The 22,646-nt window shown below is 63.0% G+C and carries 14 protein-coding genes; 12 read left to right on the forward strand and 2 right to left on the reverse strand.

All coding sequences use genetic code 11. The features are described from left to right. Positions 1–46: 46 nt before the first annotated feature. Genes D9V28_RS00130 through D9V28_RS00140 form a run of 3 tightly spaced genes read left to right on the forward strand, consistent with a single transcriptional unit; the run spans position 47 to position 2,294 of the window. Entirely contained in the window at positions 47–805 is a 759-nt protein-coding gene (locus D9V28_RS00130; RefSeq protein WP_121657715.1) for a LamB/YcsF family protein, read from the forward strand. Continuing rightward, complete coding sequence (locus D9V28_RS00135; protein WP_121657716.1) at positions 802–1,422, forward strand: 5-oxoprolinase subunit B family protein; 621 nt, start codon at positions 802–804, stop codon at positions 1,420–1,422. The genes D9V28_RS00130 and D9V28_RS00135 overlap by 4 nt, the downstream gene beginning before the upstream one ends. Beyond that, a complete protein-coding gene (locus D9V28_RS00140) occupies positions 1,419–2,294 on the forward strand; it encodes a 5-oxoprolinase subunit C family protein (RefSeq protein ID WP_121657717.1) in 876 nt (291 codons plus the stop codon). The genes D9V28_RS00135 and D9V28_RS00140 overlap by 4 nt, the downstream gene beginning before the upstream one ends. A 694-nt stretch (positions 2,295–2,988) precedes the next feature. On the opposite strand, the gene D9V28_RS00145 is transcribed toward D9V28_RS00140, so the two are convergent. After that, positions 2,989–3,951 carry an endonuclease domain-containing protein gene (locus D9V28_RS00145; protein ID WP_121657718.1) on the reverse strand — a complete coding sequence of 321 codons (963 nt, stop codon included), beginning with the start codon at positions 3,949–3,951 and terminating at the stop codon, positions 2,989–2,991. 389 nt (positions 3,952–4,340) lie between these two features. Here D9V28_RS00145 and rpoB point away from each other — a divergent pair, with 389 nt between their 5' ends. The 4 genes from rpoB (at position 4,341) to D9V28_RS00165 (ending at position 13,431) form a co-directional block, all read left to right on the forward strand. Continuing rightward, the gene (gene rpoB, locus D9V28_RS00150) at positions 4,341–7,832 is read left to right on the forward strand and encodes a DNA-directed RNA polymerase subunit beta (RefSeq protein WP_121657719.1); all 3,492 of its coding nucleotides are present in this window, start codon (positions 4,341–4,343) and stop codon (positions 7,830–7,832) included. Positions 7,833–7,877: 45 nt separating this feature from the next. Further along, on the forward strand, positions 7,878–11,759 hold the full coding sequence (locus D9V28_RS00155) for a DNA-directed RNA polymerase subunit beta' (protein ID WP_121657720.1): 3,882 nt from the start codon (positions 7,878–7,880) through the stop codon (positions 11,757–11,759). Between the two features lie 219 nt (positions 11,760–11,978). After that, positions 11,979–12,614 (forward strand): hypothetical protein, encoded by a 636-nt coding sequence (locus D9V28_RS00160; RefSeq protein WP_147440882.1) that lies wholly within the window; start codon positions 11,979–11,981, stop codon positions 12,612–12,614. A gap of 97 nt (positions 12,615–12,711) precedes the next feature. Then, positions 12,712–13,431, forward strand: a complete 720-nt coding sequence (locus tag D9V28_RS00165) for a hypothetical protein (protein WP_121657722.1) — start codon at positions 12,712–12,714, stop codon at positions 13,429–13,431. A 469-nt stretch (positions 13,432–13,900) separates the two neighbouring features. On the opposite strand, the gene D9V28_RS16000 is transcribed toward D9V28_RS00165, so the two are convergent. After that, on the reverse strand, positions 13,901–14,671 hold the full coding sequence (locus tag D9V28_RS16000) for a hypothetical protein (protein WP_183086376.1): 771 nt from the start codon (positions 14,669–14,671) through the stop codon (positions 13,901–13,903). Between D9V28_RS16000 and D9V28_RS00170 the strand changes: the two genes are divergently transcribed. The 5 genes from D9V28_RS00170 (at position 14,655) to D9V28_RS16395 (ending at position 22,581) form a co-directional block, all read left to right on the forward strand. Further along, entirely contained in the window at positions 14,655–17,135 is a 2,481-nt protein-coding gene (locus D9V28_RS00170) for a M66 family metalloprotease (protein WP_183086377.1), read from the forward strand. The genes D9V28_RS16000 and D9V28_RS00170 overlap by 17 nt on opposite strands. Positions 17,136–17,386: 251 nt before the next feature. Next, positions 17,387–19,057 carry a GspE/PulE family protein gene (locus D9V28_RS00175; protein WP_121658815.1) on the forward strand — a complete coding sequence of 557 codons (1,671 nt, stop codon included), beginning with the start codon at positions 17,387–17,389 and terminating at the stop codon, positions 19,055–19,057. A gap of 76 nt (positions 19,058–19,133) precedes the next feature. Beyond that, the gene (locus D9V28_RS00180; protein ID WP_280524725.1) at positions 19,134–20,735 is read left to right on the forward strand and encodes a type IV pilus twitching motility protein PilT; all 1,602 of its coding nucleotides are present in this window, start codon (positions 19,134–19,136) and stop codon (positions 20,733–20,735) included. Further along, on the forward strand, positions 20,736–21,965 hold the full coding sequence (locus D9V28_RS00185) for a type II secretion system F family protein (RefSeq protein WP_121657724.1): 1,230 nt from the start codon (positions 20,736–20,738) through the stop codon (positions 21,963–21,965). It begins immediately after the preceding gene. Between the two features lie 178 nt (positions 21,966–22,143). Beyond that, entirely contained in the window at positions 22,144–22,581 is a 438-nt protein-coding gene (locus D9V28_RS16395; RefSeq protein WP_121657725.1) for a type IV pilin protein, read from the forward strand. Positions 22,582–22,646 lie beyond the last annotated feature (65 nt).

A 22,646-nucleotide genomic window follows, 5' to 3' on the forward strand; every position in this document is an offset into this window, starting at 1 on the left:
AGCAGCGAAGGGCCTCACGCACTCGGGTGCGCGGCGCTAGCCTGAGATCGTGCGCGTTGACCTCAATAGTGACCTCGGCGAGACGGTGGATGGTTCCCCGACCGCCGACGACGCCGCCATGTTTCGGCTCATTTCCAGCGCCAACATCGCCTGCGGATTCCACGCCGGTGACGCCGACTCCATGCTCGTGTCCTGCAGGCTCGCCGTTGAGAACGGAGTGAGCGTCGGCGCCCACGTCTCCTACCGTGACAGGGCGCATTTCGGTCGAGCCGACCTCGAGGTCCTGCCAGCCGTCCTCACCGATGAGGTGATCGAGCAGCTCACGGCGCTCGCCGAGGCGGCTCGCAACGCGGGCACACGCATCCGCTATGTAAAACCGCACGGAGCGCTGTACAACAAGATTGTCTCCGATGATCGCCGAGCGGATGCTGTCGCTCGCGCGATCGCAGAATTCTCACCCGGTTTGCCGCTGATGGGTCTGGCCGGGTCGGCGGCTGAGCGTGCCGCTTCACGGTTCTCGCTTCCGTTCGTGCGTGAGGCGTTCGTCGATCGGGCCTACCAGCACAATGGAACGCTCGTGCCCCGAAAACTGCCGGGTGCCGTGCTGCACGGTGCGTCGGAGGTGGCCGAGCGCGCGGTTGCCATGGTGACCGATGGCACCGTTCGGGCTCTCGACGGGCGGCTGGTGCACGTCGAGGTGGACTCGCTGTGTGTGCACGGCGACACTCCGGACTCGGTCGAGATGGCGACGGCGGTTCGCCTGGCGCTCGCCGCAGCAGGTGTTGAAGTGGGAGCGTTCGCATGAGCCGGGTCGTGAACCCTGTGGGGGACCGCGGCGTTCTCATCGATTGTGTGTCGCTCGACGAGGTGCTCGCCGTGGCTGCGGCGCTGTCCGTGAACCCGCCGGCAGGCGTGATCGACATCGTGCCGGCCGCACGCACCGTCCTCATCACCGTCGACCCTGCCGTGCTGCCCGTCGACCGGGTGACCGCCTGGGCTCGGGACGTCCCGTCCCGACCCGCACAGGCCGCGGATGCGGCAGACGTTGTGTTCGTCGACGTGGAGTACTCGGGAGAGGACCTCACCGACGTGGCCCGGTTTCTGGAGTGCACCGAACGCGAGGTCGTCGAGCGGCACACCGTGGCCAGGTGGCGCGTGGCGTTTGTCGGGTTCGCACCTGGCTTCGGGTATCTCGTGGCCGACGACGCAGGACTGACCGTTCCGCGTCGTGTCTCACCGCGCACGAGCGTGCCGGTCGGCTCGGTCGCGCTCGCCGGTGAGTTCACCGGGGTGTACCCGCGCTCGTCGCCGGGTGGCTGGCAGATCATCGGGCGCACCGACGCCGTGCTGTGGGACTCGGCCGCGGACGAGCCAGCTCTCTTTGTGCCGGGGCGTGTGGTGCGGTTTCGGGAGGCGACATGACGAGCCTGCGCGTCACCACGGCTGGGCCGCTGTCCACCGTTCAGGACCTCGGCAGGCCCGGCTTCGCGGCCGTCGGCGTGAGCCGCTCAGGTGCGCTCGACCGGGGCGCGCTTGCGCTGGCCAACCGACTCATCGGAAACGCTGAGGGCGCGGCCGGCCTGGAGATCACGGTCGGCGGGTTCTCGTGCGTGTTCGACGCCGACGTCTGGATCGCCGTGACCGGGGCCTGGGGGCGAGCCACCGCGGGCGGGCAACCGATCGACATCAACCAGCCGGTGCGACTGGCAGCTGGCACGAGCCTCGAGATCGGCATGGCCGAGGCGGGACTCCGTTATTACCTGGCGGTGGGTGGGGGAATTGAGGTGCCACCGGTGCTCGGTTCGCGCTCGACGGACCTCCTCTCGGGCACCGGCCCGGCCGTGCTGAAAGACGGAGATGCCCTGCCGCTTGGACACCCGCACCCTGAGGCGATGCGCCCCGTCGACATCTCCCCGTGGGGACCGCCCGACCTTGGGCCAGTCACCGTTCCTCTTTATGTGGGGCCGCGGGCGGACTGGTTCACCTCAGCCTCGCTCGAGACCCTGTTCACCACGACCTGGAAACTGAGCCCAGCTTCCAACCGTGTCGGAGCTCGTCTCGACGGCATCCCGCTCCAGCGGTCCGCGGAGGCCCTCGGCCGGGGTGAACTCCCGAGCGAGGGGATGGTCGCCGGTGCTCTGCAGGTTCCGCCGTCGGGCCTGCCGACCGTGCTGCTCGCCGACCACCCCACCACCGGTGGGTATCCGGTGATCGCCGTCGTGGCGTCCGCCGCCCTCGACCGGTTCGCGCAGCTGCGTCCGGGCCAGGAGGTTCGCTTCCGGCACGGGCGCTGACTTTCGGCTGAGGCGCGCGGTTGCCTTCGTGCGGCGGCCCCTCGCTCGCGCCGCGAGGTTCTGAGTATGTGGGGTGCGTGGCGGGTGGACCCCGCAAAGCCAGCAGGTCGTGGGAGAGGTGGCCTGCCGTGGTTGGCCGCCCTCCGCCCGAGCCGCGAAGTGCTGAGTATGTGGGGTGTGTGGCGGGTGGACCCCGCAAACCCAGCAGGTCGTGGGAGGTGTGGGCCTGCCCGTGGGAGACGTGGCCTGCCGTAAGCATGTGGGCTAGCCGTGGTTGGCCGCCCTTCGTCCGAGCCGCGAGGTGCTGAGTATGTGGGGTGCGTGGCGGGTGGACCCTGCAAAGCCAGCAGGTCGTGGGAGAGGTGGCCTAGCCGTGGTTGGCTGCCCTTCGTCCGAGCCGCGAGGTGCTGAGTATGTGGGGTGCGTGGCGGGTGGACCCCGCAAAGCCAGCAGGTCGTGGGATATGTGGGCCTGCCCGTGGAGACGTGGCCTGCCGTAAGCATGTGGGCTAGCCGTGGTTGGCCACTCTCCGCCCGAGCCGCGAAGTGCTGAGTATGTGGGGTGCGTGGCGGGTGGACCCCGCAAAGTCAGCAGGTCGTGGGAGAGGTGGCCTAGCCGTGGTCGGCCGCCCTCCGCCCGAGCTTGGGCGTTCGAGGCGCGGGCCTCGGGCCGCAACCACCGCCGCGCGGAGTCCCTACGCCACCGGCGTGCGCGCCAGATGCTCCCGAACCTGTTCGATCACACCGCGCGGGTCCTTGAGGTCGGCCTTCGACACTCGAATCACAGTCCACCCCGCCCGCTGCAGCAGGCGGACGCGCTCAATATCCCGTTCCCATTGGTCGGCATCGAGCAAATGTTGCAGGCCCTCGTACTCGATGATGAGGCGGTGCGCGCGGTACATCAGGTCAGCCCGAGCGAGGAAGACACCCCGACTGTCGTACACATCGACGTTAACCTCGGGGGTCGGCAGCCCGGCCAGGACAAGCTCCACCCGCAGTATCGACTCCTTGGGTGACTCGGCGCGGTCGTTCAGTAGCCCGAGTGCCGCGCGCAGGTTCTTGGCACCGCGCTGCCCCGCGCACGATTCGACCGCCCGCGTCAAGCGTTCGATCGACGTGAGCGGGCGATTTCGGCGGATGAGGTAGTCGCCGGCCGCGACGAGGTCCTTCAGCTCCAGCCACCGCGCGAGATCACACCAGGTTCGCTCGGGAGCGGTCAACGGCCCCGCAGAGCTTGACACCACCTCGGCCGGATCGACGCTGAAACTGTGGCCGATCGCGCCGACGGTTTGCACGGCTCGCCGCTCCGGCGGAAGACCGACGTGCAGGCGCCGATCCGCCGAAAGCCGGTACGGCAGTGGAACGCCATGAAGAAGCGCAGCCGTAGGGCCGCAGAAAAAGCCGCCACGTGGCATCCGCAGTGAATATGCGGCACAGAGCTGCCGGTTTCGACGCTGGTGTGCGGTGAAGATAGCCAGCCACTCTGCGTCGGACGTCGGAGGGCGGACCGCCGAACCGGAAGGAATACGGATGCCGCGAAACGGCTTCTCAAGATCGGCCGCGGCAAGGCGGCCCGGGCTGACACCGAGAGCAGATGCTTCAGCGCTGGTGAATGCTCGGCCGATCAGTTCGGCCGGCAGCGGGTTTCGCCTCGTCATTCCTCCAGCGTCGCGCCAGTGCTTCTGGCCGTGTTCCGCTGTACGAATTCTGTGAATCAGAGAACGCCTTCTGAGCGCTGGGGAGGACCGAGAAATTGGCTCGACGCGCGGGATTCCGCGGATGTTAGGGATCCGTGAGAATGCGGTGCTGCGGGTTGCCCGGCTTTATACCGCAGCGGTCGAACTCAGTCAACCCAGATCGCTGGACATGGCGTAGGGGAAGGCATATAGTAGACCTTTGCGCTCCCAGACGTTCCCCATGCCTTCATATTGCGGTCGGCCCAGTGTTTCTTTCTCAAGAAAGACGCACCATTTTTGATGGCGTTTGACGAGTTCTCCATTACTACCAGTAACTAGAGCCTGTACGAGGGCCCACGGAGGTTATTTCCTTGGCTGCTGCGCGCAACGCATCCACCAACTCACCCAAGAACGGCCGCGACGCATCGCGTCTGTCGTTCGCGAAGATCACCGACACCCTGACGGTTCCGGATCTGCTTGCTTTGCAGACCGAGAGCTTTGACTGGCTCGTGGGCAACGACGTGTGGAAAGCACGCGTCGAAGAAGCCACGAACGCTGGTCGTCAGGACCTGCCGACTCACTCCGGCCTTGACGAGATCTTCGAGGAGATCTCTCCAATCGAGGACCTCGGCGAGACGATGCAGCTGAGCTTCACCAGCCCGTTCCTGGAGCCGGAGAAGTACTCGATCGATGAGTGCAAGGAGCGTGGCAAGACCTACGCTGCTCCGCTCTACGTCGAGGCCGAGTTCATGAACCACCTCACCGGTGAGATCAAGACTCAGACCGTGTTCATGGGCGACTTCCCGCTCATGACCGAAAAGGGCACATTCATCATCAACGGCACCGAGCGTGTCGTTGTGTCCCAGCTCGTTCGTAGCCCGGGTGTGTACTTCGACCGCAACCAGGAAAAGACCTCCGACAAGGACATCTTCTCCGCTCGCATCATCCCGAGCCGCGGTGCATGGCTCGAGTTCGAGATCGACAAGCGCGACCAGGTCGGCGTCCGCATCGACCGCAAGCGCAAGCAGTCGGTCACCGTGTTCCTCAAGGCCCTCGGCCTGACCAGCGAAGACATCCTCGAGCAGTTCAAGGGCTTCGAGTCGATCGAGCTGACCCTCGAGAAGGACACCATCCTCACGAAGGAAGATGCGCTTCGCGACATCTACCGCAAGCTCCGTCCGGGCGAGCAGGTCGCCGCTGAGGCAGCCCGCGCGCTCCTCGACAACTTCTACTTCAACTCGAAGCGCTACGACCTCGCGAAGGTCGGCCGTTACAAGATCAACAAGAAGCTCGGTCTTGAAGCACCGCTCAGCGACAGCGTCCTGACCGTCGACGACATCGTCGAGACGATCAAGTACTTGGTTCGCCTGCACTCGGGTGAGACCTCCTTCACCGGTCTCCGCGACGGCAAGAAGGCGGAGATCCGCCTCGACATCGACGACATCGACAACTTCGGTAACCGTCGTATCCGCGCCGTCGGCGAGCTCATCCAGAACCAGGTTCGCACCGGTCTGTCCCGCATGGAGCGTGTCGTTCGCGAACGCATGACCACGCAGGACATCGAAGCGATCACCCCGCAGACCCTGATCAACGTGCGCCCCGTCGTCGCAGCGATCAAGGAGTTCTTCGGAACGTCGCAGCTCTCGCAGTTCATGGACCAGAACAACCCGCTCGCGGGCCTCACCCACAAGCGCCGTCTCTCGGCTCTTGGCCCTGGTGGTCTGTCGCGTGAGCGTGCAGGTGTTGAGGTTCGAGACGTTCACCCGTCCCACTACGGCCGTATGTGCCCGATTGAGACGCCTGAAGGCCCGAACATTGGTCTGATCGGTTCGCTGGCATCGTTCGCACGCATCAACGCATTCGGTTTCATCGAGACCCCGTACCGTCGTGTTGTCGACGGACTGGTCACGAAGGACATCGACTACCTCACGGCAATGGAAGAGGACGACTACATCGTCGCCCAGGCCAACGCTCCGCTGAAGGACGATGGCCGCTTCACCGAGGACCGCGTTCTCGCCCGTCGCAAGGGCGGAGAGGTTGACCTCTTCCCCGCTTCGGAAATCGGCTACATGGATGTTTCGCCTCGTCAGATGGTTTCCGTCGCGACGAGCCTCATCCCGTTCCTCGAGCACGACGATGCAAACCGCGCACTCATGGGTGCCAACATGCAGCGCCAGGCTGTTCCGCTGCTTCGCTCGGAGTCGCCGATCGTCGGAACCGGTATGGAGGGCTACGCAGCCATCGACGCCGGTGACGTGATCACCGCTGACAAGGCAGGTGTTGTCGCCGAGGTTTCCGCTGAGGTCGTCACCATTCAGCTCGACGAGGGTGGAACGCAGGAGTACTACCTGCGCAAGTTCGACCGCTCGAACCAGGGCACCAGCTTCAACAACCGCGTCATCGTCTCAGCGGGCGACCGCATTGAGGCCGGCGAGGTCATCGCTGACGGTCCCGCAACGGAGAACGGCGAGCTCGCACTCGGAAAGAACCTCCTCGTGGCATTCATGTCATGGGAGGGTCACAACTTCGAGGACGCGATCATCCTGAGCCAGAACCTGGTGAAGGACGACACCCTCTCCTCGATTCACATCGAAGAGTACGAGGTTGACTCGCGCGACACGAAGCTGGGCAAGGAAGAGATCACCCGTGACCTTCCGAACGTCAGCCCCGAGCTCCTCAAGGACCTCGACGAGCGCGGTATCATCCGTATCGGTGCTGAGGTTCGCCCCGGCGACATCCTCGTCGGAAAGGTCACGCCGAAGGGCGAGACCGAGCTCTCAGCCGAAGAGCGCCTGCTCCGTGCGATCTTCAACGAGAAGAGCCGCGAAGTTCGCGACACCTCGCTGAAGGTTCCCCACGGTGAGCGCGGCACGATCATCGCTGTCAAGGAGTTCAACTCCGAAGATGGCGACGACGAGCTCGGCTCGGGTGTCAACCGTCGCGTTGTCGTCTACATCGCCCAGAAGCGCAAGATCACCGAGGGTGACAAGCTCTCTGGTCGTCACGGCAACAAGGGTGTTATCTCGAAGATTCTGCCTGTCGAAGACATGCCGTTCCTCGAAGACGGAACCCCGGTCGACATCATCCTCAACCCGCTCGGTATTCCGGGTCGAATGAACTTCGGCCAGGTCCTCGAGCTTCACCTCGGCTGGATTGCCCAGCAGGGTTGGAAGGTTGAAGGAACACCCGACTGGGCAAAGAGCCTCCCGGCGCAGGCTCACGAAGCTGCTCCAGGAACCAAGGTTGCGACCCCCGTGTTCGACGGTGCTTCTGAGGAAGAGATCGCTGGTCTTCTCGACTCGACGAACGTCACCCGTGACGGCGACCGCCTCATCGGATCAAGCGGTAAGGCCCGCCTGTTCGATGGTCGCTCCGGTGAGCCGTTCCCGATGCCGATCTCGGTTGGCTACATGTACATCCTCAAGCTGCACCACCTCGTCGACGACAAGATTCACGCTCGTTCGACCGGACCGTACTCGATGATCACCCAGCAGCCGCTCGGTGGTAAGGCACAGTTCGGTGGACAGCGCTTCGGTGAGATGGAAGTGTGGGCGCTCGAAGCTTATGGAGCCGCTTACGCGCTCCAGGAGCTGCTGACGATCAAGTCCGATGACATTCTTGGCCGCGTCAAGGTGTACGAGGCCATCGTCAAGGGTGAGAACATCCAGGAGCCCGGCATCCCCGAGTCCTTCAAGGTTCTGATCAAGGAAATGCAGTCTCTCTGCCTGAACGTTGAGGTCCTGTCAGCTGACGGAACTGTCGTCAGCCTGAAAGACACCGACGACGACGCCTTCCGCGCTGCGGAAGAACTCGGCATCAACATTTCCTCCAGGTTCGAGTCCTCGTCAATTGACGAGATCTAAGCCTGGCCAACTGAAGACCTCAGAGAACTTTCTTTAGGAGAGAAATTGCTCGACGTAACAACTTTTGATGCGCTTCGCATTGGCCTGGCTACAGCTGACGACATTCGTCGTTGGTCGTACGGTGAGGTCAAGAAGCCTGAAACAATCAACTACCGCACCCTGAAGCCCGAGAAGGATGGTCTGTTCGGCGAGCAGATCTTCGGCCCGAGCCGTGACTGGGAATGCTCCTGTGGCAAGTACAAGCGTGTCCGCTTCAAGGGCATCGTTTGTGAGCGCTGTGGAGTCGAAGTCACCAAGTCGTCCGTGCGCCGTGAGCGCATGGGTCACATTGAGCTGGCTGCACCCGTCACCCACATCTGGTACTTCAAGGGCGTTCCGTCGCGCTTGGGTTACCTGCTCGACATGGCACCGAAGGACCTCGAGAAGGTCATCTACTTCGCCGCTTACATGGTCATCTCCGTCGACGAGGAAGCTCGTCACGAAGACATGCCCGGCCTTGAGAACGAGATCCGTCTCGAGATCAAGACGCTTGGCGACCAGCGCGACACCCGTATTGCTGACCGTCTGAAGAAGCTCGAAGACGACCTGGCTGCCCTCGAGGCAGAAGGCGCCAAGGCTGACCAGAAGCGTCGCACCAAGGACGCAGCTGAGAAGGAGATGAGCCAGGCCCGCAAGTCGTACGACGAGCAGATCGCTCACCTCGAGCGTGTCTGGGACGACTTCCGCAGCCTGAAGGTCGGAGACCTGAAGCCTGAGGATGCTGTCTTCCACGAACTGCAGGACCGCTTTGGTCTGTACTTCGAGGCGTTCATGGGCGCAGAGGCCATCCAGAAGCGTCTGTTGAGCTTCGACCTGGCCGCTGAGTCTGAGCTGCTGCACACGCAGATTGCCGAAGGCAAGGGTCAGAAGAAGATCCGCGCCATCAAGCGCCTCCGTGTCGTCAACTCGTTCCTCTCGACCGGCAACTCGCCGGCCGCGATGGTGCTTGAGGTTGTCCCGGTCATCCCGCCGGAACTGCGCCCGATGGTGCAGCTCGACGGTGGCCGCTTCGCGACCTCCGACCTCAACGACCTCTACCGTCGTGTGATCAACCGCAACAACCGTCTGCGTCGACTGCTTGACCTCGGTGCCCCCGAGATCATCGTCAACAACGAGAAGCGCATGCTTCAGGAGGCTGTTGACGCACTGTTCGACAACGGTCGCCGTGGTCGTCCGGTCACAGGAACGGGAAACCGTGCCCTCAAGTCCCTGAGCGACATGCTCAAGGGTAAGCAGGGTCGTTTCCGTCAGAACCTGCTCGGAAAGCGCGTTGACTACTCCGGTCGTTCGGTCATTATCGTTGGACCGCAGCTCAAGCTGCACCAGTGTGGTCTGCCGAAGCAGATGGCTCTCGAGCTGTTCAAGCCGTTCGTTATCAAGCGCCTGATCGACCTGAGCCACGCTCAGAACATCAAGGCAGCGAAGCGCATGGTTGAGCGCAGCCGTCCCGAGGTTTGGGACGTTCTCGAAGAGATCATCCGCGAGCGTCCGGTCATGTTGAACCGAGCACCTACGCTCCACCGCCTCGGAATCCAGGCGTTCGAACCTCAGCTCGTTGAGGGTAAGGCCATCCAGCTGCACCCCCTCGTCTGTGCTGCATTCAACGCTGACTTCGACGGTGACCAGATGGCTGTTCACCTGCCGCTCTCGGTTGAGGCGCAGGCTGAAGCTCGCATTCTGATGCTGGCATCGAACAACATCCTCAAGCCGTCTGACGGACGCCCGGTCACCCTGCCAACGCAGGACATGATCATCGGCCTGCACCACCTGACCACCCTCAAGGAGGGCGTCGCCGGTGAAGGTCGTGCGTTCTCGTCGATCGCGGAAGCAATTCTCGCGTTCGACCAGAAGTCACTCGACCTCAACGCCAAGGTGCGCATTCGTCTTCACGACATCACTTTCGCGAAGGGTGAGGGTCCAGAGGGTTACGAAGGCACCGGAGTTGCACTTGTCGAGACCACACTCGGTCGCGCCCTGTTCAACGAGGCGCTTCCGGCCGACTACCCGTACGTCGAGGCAGTTGCCGACAAGGGCAAGCTCTCCGCGATCGTCAACGACCTCGCAGAGCGGTACCCGAAGACAGTCGTAGCCGCGACCCTTGACAACATCAAGGACGCTGGTTTCCACTGGGCAACCCGCTCAGGCGTCACCGTTGCACTGAGCGACGTTCTCACCCCGCCGAACAAGCGCGAGATCGTTATGGGCTACGAGAAGCTTGCAGCCAAGGTGCAGGGCCAGTTCGACAAGGGTCTGACCACCGACGCTGAGCGTCGTCAGGAGCTCATCAAGATCTGGACCGAGGCGACCGAAAAGGTTGCTGAGGCGATGCGCGCCAACTTCCCCGAGGACAACACGATCAACCGCATGGTGTCGTCTGGTGCTCGTGGTAACTGGCTGCAGATCCGCAACATCGCGGGTATGCGAGGCCTGGTGAACAACCCGAAGGGTGAGATCATCCCTCGCCCGATCATCTCGTCCTACCGCGAAGGCCTGAGTGTTGCTGAGTACTTCATCGCAACCCACGGTGCTCGTAAGGGACTTGCTGACACGGCGCTTCGTACCGCTGACTCGGGTTACCTCACACGTCGACTCGTCGACGTGTCGCAGGACGTCATCATCCGCGAAGAAGACTGTGGAACGACCAAGGGCCTCGAGCTCGCGATCGCCGCTGTCGACTCCACCGGAACTCTCGTCCGTGACGCCAACGTTGAGAACTCCGTGTTCGCTCGTTCGCTCGCTGCTGAAGCCGTCGACCCGAAGGGCACCGTTGTTGCGGAGGCCGGTTCGGACGTCGGAGACGTTCTCATCGACAAGCTCGTCGAGGCAGGTGTCGAGAGCATCAAGGTGCGCTCGGTGCTGACTTGTGAGTCCGCTGTCGGTGTGTGTGCAGCCTGCTACGGCCGTTCACTTGCAACCGGAAAGCTCGTCGACATCGGAGAGGCCGTCGGCATCATCGCGGCCCAGTCGATCGGTGAGCCAGGAACGCAGCTCACGATGCGTACCTTCCACACCGGTGGTTCGGCATCAGCAGACGACATCACGCAGGGTCTTCCCCGCGTTCAGGAGCTCTTCGAGGCTCGTACCCCCAAGGGTGCGACACCGATCGCAGAAGCTGCTGGTCGCGTCAACATCGAAGACACCGACCGTAGCCGCAAGGTCATCCTCACACCGGACAACGGTGACGAGCCCGTGATCTACCCCGTGCTCAAGCGCGCGACCCTCCTCATCGAGGATGGCCAGCACGTTGAGCTCGGACAGCCGCTGCACCTCGGTGCCGTCGACCCGAAGGAAGTTCTCCGGGTTCTCGGTGTTCGTGAAGTTCAGAAGCACCTCGTTGGTGGCGTCCAGGGCGTTTACCGCTCGCAGGGTGTACCCATCCACGACAAGCACATCGAAGTCATCGTCCGCCAGATGCTCCGCAAGGTGACAGTGGTTGACCACGGTGACACCGGCCTCCTGCCGGGTGAGCTCGTCGACCGGATGAAGTACAACGAGCTCAACCGCGCTGCGCTCACCGAAGGCAAGAAGACCGCTTCGGCTCGTCAGGAAGTCATGGGTATCACCAAGGCTTCTCTCGCGACCGAGTCGTGGCTCTCTGCCGCATCGTTCCAGGAGACGACCCGCGTTCTTACGCAGGCCGCCATGGAGGGCAAGAGCGACCCGCTCCTTGGCCTCAAGGAGAACGTCATCATCGGTAAGCTCATCCCGGCCGGAACCGGACTCGGAAAGTACCGCAACGTCACAGTTGAGGCAACCGAAGAGGCCAAGGCCGAGCGTTACCCGAACCGTATCTTCGCAACGGATGGTGCATTCGATGAGGCCGACCTCGGCTTCGTTGACTTCGACACCTTCTCGAGTGACGATTTCACCCCTGGTACCTACAACTAGGTAGCTGGCACAGTCGCTTCGGCGGCTGACACGCACGAAAGGTCCCGACTTTGAGTCGGGGCCTTTCGTCGTTAAGCGGATGCCACGGGGCGCGCTGGCGACGCAAGCGACAGCATCCGTTCTCAATTTCTTATGCAGCCGGGGCGGTGACCGGCTATCGATCGGCGCCGACCCGTCGATATGCTGACGGTGAGGGGCCCGTTCGATCGAGGGGCAACCATGCGGAGCGTCGCCACAGGGCTGCGGCACGGGGTTCTGCTCCGTCGGCGACGTGCGTTGCGTCTCGCCGCCCTTGGTTTCGTGCTCGCGGCGCTGGCCGGCTGTTCGACGAGCGGGCAACCGACCGGTTCGTCACAGCCTCCGGCAACTCAACGCCACCCCTCGACCCCGCTGCCCACCCCGACGCCGCCGGTCGCCGATCCGATGCCGAAGAACTGCGAGGGCGCGTACAGCCCGGCGCTGTTCGCCGCCCTGCAGGCCACCCGGGCGCCGCTCAACGACGTGTCCATGGTCGACGTGACCTTCTCCGACATCCCACGGCTCGACGCTTCGATTCGGGCGGGACGACCGCTGGTGTGCACGTGGGGGACTGCCGGGCCAGGCGCGATTGTCACCGCGGTATCGCGCATCACCGAGCAGCGGGCGGCCGCAGCGCACACCGCAATGCAGGAGAGCGGGTTCGCCTGCACGGCGACGGCCGAAGCCGTCACCTGTGTGGGCCAGAATGAAGAAGAAGACGGCATTCCGGTTGGCGAATCACACTACCTGCGCGGAACCATCGGGCTGTCGACTCGGTGGATCACCGCTCCGGTCGACGGCTACACCGAAGGGATGGTCGCGGCGCTTTGGCCGTGACGGCCGTTCGCGGTGTTATCCGAATCGTGACCTGCGCTCCGACACGAGCCGGTCGCTTCCCGGTAGTTTGTGGGGAAAGCCGCGCGAAAGGAACGCCATGTCGATCGAAAACGGTGTGCCGAGCGACGGCCCTGGTGAGGGCTTCGAAGAGGGCTCGCCCCAGGCGAGCGAAAAGCGCCGCCGCCGTATTGTCCTCTGGACGTCCCTCGGCCTTGTAGCCGCCGTGGTGATCGCGCTGATCGTGTTCTGGGGCGTGCGCAACACGAGCGGCTCGGAGGGGCTTCCCACCCCGACGGCGACCGCCTCGGCGAGCCCGAGCCCGACGCCTTCTGCAACGGCAACGCCAACGCCGACACCGCTCGACCCTGACTCGATCGCCCTGCCGGACGAGTGCGACGAAGCTTTCAGCCCCGCCTACTTCGAGTTGCTCCTGTCGTATGGGTTGCCTCTCAACGACCCGACGGTGGCCGAGTCGCCAATCACGAAATCCGTGTCGGTAGAGCGGCTGCGCGCGGTCCTGCCTCACCTTCGCTGCACCTGGGGAGCGGCCAGCGAGACCGGCATCCTGTCCGCCGTGAACATCGTCACCGAAGCCGAGCGCAACGCCGCGATCGCAGCGCTCGGCGCCGACGGCTACACCTGCGCTGACGAACTCGGTGGCACCCACTGCACCATCGAGTTTCTCGACGACACCGGTGAATTCGCTGCGGCGGGCGAATCCCACTACCTCCGTGGCAACGGCTGGATCTCGTCTTACTGGACTCAAATCGACTTCAGCGGCTACACCGAAGACATCATCGGCACCCTCTGGGCGTGATGATCGAGCAGAGCGGATGCCACGCCTCGTGCGGCAAAGCGGCGTTGCGTTTCGAGCAGTCGGACAGATGCCCGGTGCGTGCTGACATGGGCAGTCAGCTCGAAAAAGTCCGGCTACGCGTCGCGTACGTCGGAGCAATTGGGGGTGATCGTCCGAGTTTCGGGCGGCGCTTCGGAGCTCGGAGGCGGAGTCGTGCGGATCGGCAATCGATTGCCGAGCGTGCGAAAACGCTGAAAAATCACCCCCAAATCTAGGGGGCATCGGATCGCGAACCGATCGGAGCAGGAGAAGCATCGGTGACTTTATAAAGGTCAGACGTCCCATGATTACGCGGTTCTATGGCTTTGAATGGAAAATTACCCATGTGTGATCCGGCCCTGGGAGCAATTGAACGGTGTTGAACAAGCCTCACTCCCGGTTGTAGATCCCAGTACCCTTACGGCGACGATCAAATTCTGCCCGCCCCTGACTATTTGTCAGATCGTCGATTCACCGCGGGCCGACGAGGAATCCGAATGCAGCGAAACGCTCCCCGCCAGAAACGCCCACTGTTTCCCAGACTCGCAACCACGACAATCGGAACGGTCCTTGTTTTCGGACTTGCCGGTTGCTCGATGATGTTGCCGACGAGTCCGGTCAACCAACCAGTTGGGGCTCCAGCACCGAGCCCAGTGGAATCGACACCGGAACCGAGCGTTGAACCGACGACACCCGTGTCGCCAGCACCCGAAACCTCCGCGCCCGCTGTGCCGCCGACAACCGCACCGGTTCCGACCCCGGATGCCAACGCGCCCAAGCCGAGCACACCGCCGAAGAGCCCGACGAAGCCGGCTCCGAGTCCTGCACCGAAGCCGAATACTCCCGCTCCAGCGCCGAAGCCGAACACCCCCGCCCCTGCGCCGACGACTCCTGCTCCGGCGCCGAAGCCCACGACGCCGGCTCCAGCTCCGACAACTCCCGCTCCCGAGGCAACGACTCCGGCTCCGAAGCCAACCCCGACCCCGGCTCCGAAGCCGACTCCGGCGCCGAAGCCCACCCCGTCTCCCGAGCCGACCCCGGCGCCGAAGCCCACCCCGACTCCAACGCCGACCCCTGCTCCAGAGCCGACACCGACACCCGAGCCCACGCCAGAGCCGACCCCCACACCGACGCCCGAGCCGACGCCAGCGCCAACCCCGACGCCGACTCCGGCGCCGAAGCCGCCGGTTGACAACACGCCCGCCGTGCTCCCGCTCGACATCGCGGGTTTCTACGACACCGACTCGAAGGGTGACAAGCGCGAACTCCGCAATGACCTCGCCGGCGATATCAAGGGCCAGGTCCAGTTCGCTCAGAGCCACACAGTCGACCCGAGCGGCAACGCGAAGCTGAAGATGCCGACTCTCGTGACGAACAGGGCCGCACTTCTCCTGTTCTCACCTGTGGGCAAGGCCAAGAGCGCGACAGTCACTGCCAAGCTCAACGGAGCCGAGAAAGTCATCCAGCTCGCGCCTCCCGCTGAGATTCCCCGCTCCGACATGAACATCTCGGGCAACCGTCCGGACGTTGCATACTCGTCGACCGCATGGACGACAGAGCTGCCGTGGAACCTGATGCAGCCGGGTCTTGAGTTGACGTTCACGACCAACGAGGGCACCGGAGTTCTCGGGTCCGACAAGATCGAGTTCGCGGCACCTGCCGAACTGATCATCAGCTCAATCGAGCTCGGCATGCTGACCAGCTACCCCACGGGCAGCGGACACTACATGTTCAACCAGCCGGAGAAGTCCGGGGCCGATTACTTCCAGACGATTCCCGTCTCGAAGCTGACCATGGCTATCTATGAGCCGGTGAAGCTCGACAAGGTCATCGTTTCGTCCGGAGTGATCTACACCGACAAGAGCGCCGTGAACGGCGACGTGTACTCGGGCGACATGCGCGAGAACGTCGGCAAGGCCCAGGTGAGCACCGGAATCAACCTGGCCAACTTCGGCACAACAAGTGGTCCGATGGATCAGAAGCAGCCGGCAAACTTCAACCAGCGAATCATCCACCACTCCGCCGGAAGCTACGCCAATGGCGTGCACTCGCACGGCCTCAGCGGTGGCAACGGCATGGCGACCCTGTACGACTCGGTCGGCAACGAGCTGAGCCACGAACTCGGCCACTCCTACGGTCTCGGGCACTACCCGGGAACCGACAACTCGAAGCAGGGCAACGACAAGGTCCGTTGGGCCAGCCACCACGCCGACAGCGGCTGGGGCTACATCGCCTACCGCGACCGGATGCGCTCCAACCTCGTGGCGGACTCCGGGTTCGATCCCAACGGCCTCGACCTGAGCGCCGGTCGGTTCACCGAGAACTACATGGGCATCTACAACTTCCACCGCGACACGATGTCCGGCGGATGGGGCTCAAGCAGCCTGTCCCGCTACACCCACGTCACCGGATACAGCACCGAGATCACCCAGCGTTCGCTGAAGACACTCGTGCCTGACGTCTCCTACCCGAGCGGTTACCGTGACTGGGATGCCAAGGCGGGCAAGTACGTCGACGCGAAGGTCAAGAACCCCGCGTTCGCCCTGCCCAAGCCGTCGAAGGTCGGCGTGCCGGTCTTCACGTTGCTCGGGGGCTACAACCCGGCGAAGCCGGAGCAGACAGTGCTCTACCCCGCGTTCCGCAGCAACTACGGCAACGTGTTTGACCTGCCGCAGGCAGACACCACGTCCACCGATGCCGCGCGTCGGTGCTGGGTGGAAGTCACCTTCGAGGATGGCCGTGTTCAGAAGAACACCCTGCTCGCTAACGACGGTGTCAAACAGTTCAACATCAACGTCGCTCACTCGGACCGTCCGACGGGTGCATCGATCTCCTGCCGGGCAAACGGCGAGACAACGAAGCTCGGCAACTCCATCGAGATCGCGACCAACCTGGAGCCCCTGCGGCCCGCGGTTGTCATCGGTCAGGACGCCGGCTACGAAGCGTTGCGCGCTGTTGAACTGCCTGAGCTCGAGGCGAAGCTGAAGGCTGTCGCGAACAAGCCGGTTCCGGTGCTCGACACCAACGGAATGGTTCTCCTCGAGAGCTGGAAAGACGACCTCAGCGGACTGAGCCCGGAGGCCCAGGCGGTCGCCGCCAAGGTGCAGGCTCAGACAGCTGCATCGGCATCGGTCGATGCGTTCATCGAGCTCAATAAGAAAGAGCTCGAAGCGAAGGACGCAGACACCACTGCCGAGCTCGCGAAGCTCATGACATCGCTCGGCCTGGTCGAGAGCCCAACCAAGGTGCTTCCGCAGGGCGGTCGCGTGCTCGTGAACGGCGGACACTGCCTCGTGCTCGGGGAGAATCTCGGCGTTACAGTGCCTGGCGACAAGGCACTCTGCGCTGACACACCGAATCAGCGGTGGTTCATGGATGCTCGGGGAGCAATCCACAACGAGGAGCGCCCGGACCTGTGCCTCACACCAGGCACACCCGTTTCGGTGTCGGCATGTTCCGTGACTACGGCATCGCAGGTCTGGATCGCCGAGGCTGATGGCCACATCAAGGCCGCAACGTGGAACTACCTTGACTTCCACGTTCACCAACAGATCGCAGGAATGTACGGCAAGACCACAGGGTCGAACCAGATCTGGAAGGGCCTGACTCAGGCCACCAACCCTGCACTCGCCACGTTGAAGGCCAGCAGCATCAAGACGCTGTACAGCCTCGACTTCGGTAAATAACAGAACACTCCTGGCACACGGCTCAGCACCGTGTACCGGGAGGACTGTGCCGGTCGGGTTGCGTGAACACATCACGCGAATCCGACCGGCACAATCACGCCGTCTGAAAGACGGTATTCGCTGCGGGAGCCCGGCTGGCACAAGCTATTGGGTTCCCGAACGGGGGTGTTGAAATCCCCAATGGGGGACTGTGCCAGCCGAACGTTCGAAGTTAGTTTTGCAAGGCTGCCTATTCCCCGGAGGTGATCGAGATGGCGTCCATCATGGAGACTTTGATCCTCCAGGGGATCCTCCCGTTCGACCAACTCGAAAGAGTTTCACGCAACCAAGGCGATGACGAGGCGACACTTTCCGGCCTCCTCACCCAGGGTTTGGTAACACCAGTTCAAATGACGCGAGCGCGTGCCGTGCAGGCAGGCATCGAGTTCGTTGAGCTTCTCGAGTACCCGGTCGATCGCACGGCGGTCACCCTCGTACCCTCTGCTCTCTGCCGGCGCCACGACGTGCTGCCGATCGGGCTCGACGACAAGGTGCTCAAGCTCGCCATGGTCGACCCGGGCGACGTCTTCGCGATCGACGATGTGCGTGCGTCGACACACCTGCAGGTGGAGGCGGTCCTCGCTGAGGAAGCGGATCTTCACGCCGCCATCGACAGATACCTTCGCGCCGATGGTGAGCTCAGCGACCTCACCACCACGCTCGAGGAAGAATCGGCACCGCAGGAGTCTGACCTCGCGATCGGCGACGCCCACGACGATGAAGCGCCGATCGTGCGCTTCGTCAACCTGCTCGTGTCGCAGGCCATTCAGGACAACGCGTCGGATATCCACATCGAACCGGGGGAGTACGAGCTCCGGGTGCGGTACCGCATCGACGGCGTGCTGCACGAAATGCAGAGCGCGCCCAAGAGCATTCAGAACGGTGTCATCTCCCGGCTCAAGATCATGAGCGAGATCGACATCGCCGAACGCCGCAAACCGCAAGACGGCCGCATGTCCGTCATGCACGGCGGACGTAAGATCGACCTCCGTGTCGCCACCCTCCCAACGGTGTGGGGCGAAAAGGTTGTCATGCGTATTCTCGACAACTCAAACACGAGCCTTGACCTGCGCGACCTGCAGCTGCTCGAGCGCAACTTTGAGGCGTACAAGGCTTCCTACACAAAGCCGTACGGCATGATCCTCGTCACCGGTCCGACAGGATCCGGAAAGTCGACGACGCTCTACACGACGCTCAACTCGGTTGCCCGGCCAGAGATCAACGTGATCACTGTTGAAGACCCGGTCGAGTACCGCATGAAGGGCATCAACCAGGTCCAGGTGAACCCGAAAGCCGGCCTCACCTTTGCGAGTGCGCTGCGCTCGATCCTTCGGTCCGACCCCGACGTTGTGCTCCTCGGTGAGATCCGAGACCACGAGACCGCGCAGATCGCCATCGAAGCGTCGCTCACCGGCCACCTCGTGCTGTCGACGCTGCACACCAACGACGCGCCGAGTGCGGTCGTCCGCTTGACCGAGATGGACATCGAACCGTTCCTCGTCGGGTCCGCACTCGACTGTGTTGTTGCCCAGCGACTCGCCCGCAAGCTCTGCGACCGTTGTAAGGAACCAGCGGACTACTCGTCCGAGGACCTCGCGAGGCTGCGCTTCCCGCAGGTCGAGATCAGTCGACGGATGCCAGGACTCTTCAAGCCTGTCGGCTGCCAGCAGTGTTCCAACACGGGGTACCGCGGACGACTGGCGCTTCATGAGGTCATGACGGTTACCGAAGAAATTGAGCGCCTCGCCGTTGCCCGCAAGTCCAGCGCGGAGATCGGCCGCGTCGCCCGAGAGCAGGGGATGTTGACCCTTCGCGAAGACGGCTTCACGAAGGCGACCATGGGGCTGACCTCGCTCGAAGAGATCCTGCGGGTTGTCGTCTAGTGACATCCGTTGTTCAGATTTTTCTACTCGCAGTACACGACTGCGCCCAGCAAAAAGCACACAGAGGGAGTGACGCTTGAGCGACCCAATTTATGAAATCCCGGTCCTGTCGCCAGGAACGAACGTCGACGGTTGGACGCCAGGCATCCGCCGTCGCAGCCGGGCAGAGGCCGCAGCGGCGACCCCGGAGGAGGACTTGTCAGCTGTAGCGGCCGAGTCTGAGCAGGAGTCAAGCGCAGATGAGGCGCCAACAGCCAGCTTCGACATCGCCGAGCCGGTCTCCAGGCGGAGTCGGTTCACCGAGCCCGCGTTGCCGGAGTCGTATCGAGCCGAGGCGCCGACCGAAGCTATGCCGCTCGCAGAAGCTTTGCCGTTCGCGGAAACGTTCCGCGACGATTACACCAGCACCGCGCCGAGTCTCGCGATGTCGGATGAGCCGACGACCCTGCTCGACACAGACCCGCAGTCGGATGCGCGCCCGTACACCTCGCGTTTCGGCCCCTCGCAGCCCGAGCACATCGCGATGCGGGACGTGACCTTGGCCGAAGCTCTTCATATCGTCGTGAGCCTCAACGCGTCGGACCTCCACGTGACGGCGGACGCGCCGCCGATGATCCGCGTGAACGGTGGACTCGTCGCCATTGAAGGAGCGCTGCCCTGGTCGCGCGAAACGATCAATGCCGAACTCCGGGCGATCGCCGATGAGCGTCAGCTGGCGATGTTCGAGGAGAACCTCGAGCTCGACTTCGCTCACACGCTTACGGAAGAGAGCCGTTTCCGTGTGAACTATTACATGCAGCGCGGTGCGATCGGTGCGGCATTCCGTCTGATCCCGACGGAGATCAAGCGGCTTGTAGACCTGGGTGTACCTGAGTCGGTCACTCGTTTCGCGGCGCTGCCTCGTGGACTTGTCCTCGTCACCGGCCCAACAGGTTCCGGTAAGTCGACAACGCTGGCTGGCCTGATCGACCTCGTCAACCGCACCCGTGCCGACCACATCGTGACGGTCGAGGACCCGATCGAGTTCATGCACAAGAACCAGAAGTCGATCGTGAACCAGCGTGAGGTCGGCGCTGACACGCACAGCTTCGCGAACGCACTCAAGCACGTGCTGCGCCAGGACCCCGATGTCATCCTCATCGGTGAGCTCCGCGACCTCGAGACGATTTCCGTCGCCCTCACCGCTGCTGAGACAGGTCACCTCGTTTTCGCGACCCTGCACACGCAGGACGCCGCCCAGACGATCGACCGTGTGATCGACGTGTTCCCGTCCCACCAGCAAGACCAGGTGCGCACGCAACTGGCCGGAACGTTACAGGGAGTCGTCAGCCAGACGCTGGTGCCGAAGGCAAGCGGCTCGGGCCGAGTCGTGGCAACGGAGGTCATGGTTATCACTCCAGCGCTGTCCAACCTCATTCGTGAGGGCAAAACGTACCAGATCCTCTCGGCCATGCAGGCGGGTAAGGAACTCGGAATGCACACGATGGACCAGCACCTTGCTGAGCTCGTGAACAGCGGACGAGTGACTCAGCAGGCCGCCGAGGCTAAGGCGCACGATCCCGAGGGTTTCCGACGGATGGTGAATGGTGTCCAGTCGCCGACCGAGCAGGCCGCGCGTGCCATGCAGGCGTCCGGAATTGACTTTGGAGATTCGTACTCAGTGAAAGTAGACCGATAGATGGCCGCTTCAGTCGGCTTCGCGTACAAGGGCCGCGACGCGGCGGGCAAGATCGTCAAGGGTACGTTGGACGCCACGAGTGAGGCGGCCGTCGCGGCTCGCCTGCGCACGATGGGCCTGTCACCTGTCTCGATCGACGCTGCCCCTGATGGCACGGGTCTGAGCCGAGAGATCACCATTCCTGGTCTCTCAAAGGGTGTTGGGCTCAAGGACCTCGCGGTCATGAGCAGGCAGATGGCCACAATGACGAGCGCGGGACTGTCGCTCATGCGGACCCTGTCGATCCTCTCTGAGCAGACGGAGTCCAAGCCGTTGGCAAGGATCCTCGGTACGGTACGCGACGATGTCGAGACTGGCGTGTCGCTCTCCGACGCGATGCGCAAGCACGACCGGGACTTTCCACCGATCATGATCAACATGGTCAAAGCGGGAGAGACCGGCGGATTCCTCGATAAAGCGCTCGAAACTGTCGCCACAAACTTCGAAAAAGAAGCCGAGCTCAAGAACACCATCAAGAGTGCCATGACCTACCCGGTCGTTGTGGTCGGCATGGTGGTGATTGCCGTCGCCGGCATGCTCATCTTCATCGTTCCGGTGTTCAAGGAAATGTTCGAGGGTATGGGCGGGAGTCTGCCCCTCCCAACTCAGTTACTTGTCACGATGTCTGAACAGATGATCTGGTTTGGGCCGCTGGTGCTGGTCGGGTCGATCGTCTTCTCGATCTGGTGGAAGAAGAACAAGCACACCGAAGCCGTTCGTAAAGTGGTGGACCCGGTGAAGTTGAAGATCCCGGTCTTCGGTGGTCTCATGACAAAACTTGCGGTCGCGCGGTTCTCGCGCAACTTCGCGGACATGATCGGCGCAGGTGTGCCTATTCTGCAGGCGCTCCAAATAGTCGGCGAAACTTCGGGCAACTATGTGATTGAACGATCGCTCAAAGGCGTCGCTGACTCTGTGCGGCAAGGAAAGTCGATTGCGGCGCCTCTGGCAGACGAGTCCGTGTTCCCACCCATGGTGGTCCAGATGGTGGCCGTGGGTGAGGACTCGGGTGCGCTGCAGCAGATGTTGGACAAGATCGCCGACTTCTATGACCAGGAAGTCAAGACGATGACAGATCAGCTCACCTCCCTCATTGAGCCGCTGCTCATCGCCTTCCTCGGCATCGTGGTCGGCGGCATGATCGTCGCCCTCTACCTCCCGATCTTTAACATCGCCACAGTGATGCAATAACGTGAGCTTGCCTCAGCTAAGTGCACAATAGCCCCTACTCTGGGGGCGCAGAATGCTCATTTCACCCCCGTATGCGTGTCTTCCTTTAGCAATTTGCACCCCTATAGTTCTATCCGGCAGGCCTTTCAGGCGAGCCCAAGCCCCACCAAATACCCCCCCCAATCAGAAGGAAAGCCTCATGGTTTCTCGCATCACCGCCGCACTCGCGGCTCGTTACAAGGCCATCCAGGAGAAGGAAAAGGGCTTCACCCTGATCGAGCTCCTCGTCGTCGTCATCATCATCGGTGTCCTCGCCGCGATCGCCATCCCGGTCTACCTGGGTGTGCAGAGCAACGCGAAGGACAGCGCTGTAAAGGCCGACCTCACCAACCTCAAGACGGCAGCGATCGCGTTCCAGACGGACTCTCCCACGCAGGCGCTTCCGGCGAACATTGCAGCCCTCACGGCAACGGTGAAGGTCGACGCGGGCAACTACACGACGCAGCCTGTGTTTACCGCCGCGGGAACGCCGGCAAAACCAACATTCTGCATCCAGGGCACCGCGACAAATGGCAAGACGTGGAGCGTCACTGAGAGCTCCTCACCCGTCGCTCGTGCCTGTGGCGTGGCTCCGTAGCCATTAGCGCTTGGTGAAAGTGAACGGGGCGGTGCGAGAGCAGCGCCCCGTTCGCAGGTCCAGAC

This window comes from Mycetocola zhadangensis, assembly GCF_003668565.1.
GTDB lineage: Bacteria > Actinomycetota > Actinomycetes > Actinomycetales > Microbacteriaceae > Mycetocola_A > Mycetocola_A zhadangensis.

Coding starts and splice junctions, on each gene's coding strand:
- D9V28_RS00135 (WP_121657716.1), top strand. CDS start 802: ATGAGCCGGGTCGTGAACCCTGTGGGGGACCGCGGCGTTCTCATCGAT.
- D9V28_RS00140 (WP_121657717.1), top strand. CDS start 1,419: ATGACGAGCCTGCGCGTCACCACGGCTGGGCCGCTGTCCACCGTTCAG.
- D9V28_RS00145 (WP_121657718.1), bottom strand. CDS start 3,951: ATGACGAGGCGAAACCCGCTGCCGGCCGAACTGATCGGCCGAGCATTC.
- D9V28_RS00160 (WP_147440882.1), top strand. CDS start 11,979: ATGCGGAGCGTCGCCACAGGGCTGCGGCACGGGGTTCTGCTCCGTCGG.
- D9V28_RS00165 (WP_121657722.1), top strand. CDS start 12,712: ATGTCGATCGAAAACGGTGTGCCGAGCGACGGCCCTGGTGAGGGCTTC.
- D9V28_RS16000 (WP_183086376.1), bottom strand. CDS start 14,671: ATGTCGAGCGGGAGCACGGCGGGCGTGTTGTCAACCGGCGGCTTCGGC.
- D9V28_RS00175 (WP_121658815.1), top strand. CDS start 17,387: ATGGCGTCCATCATGGAGACTTTGATCCTCCAGGGGATCCTCCCGTTC.
- D9V28_RS00185 (WP_121657724.1), top strand. CDS start 20,736: ATGGCCGCTTCAGTCGGCTTCGCGTACAAGGGCCGCGACGCGGCGGGC.
- D9V28_RS16395 (WP_121657725.1), top strand. CDS start 22,144: ATGGTTTCTCGCATCACCGCCGCACTCGCGGCTCGTTACAAGGCCATC.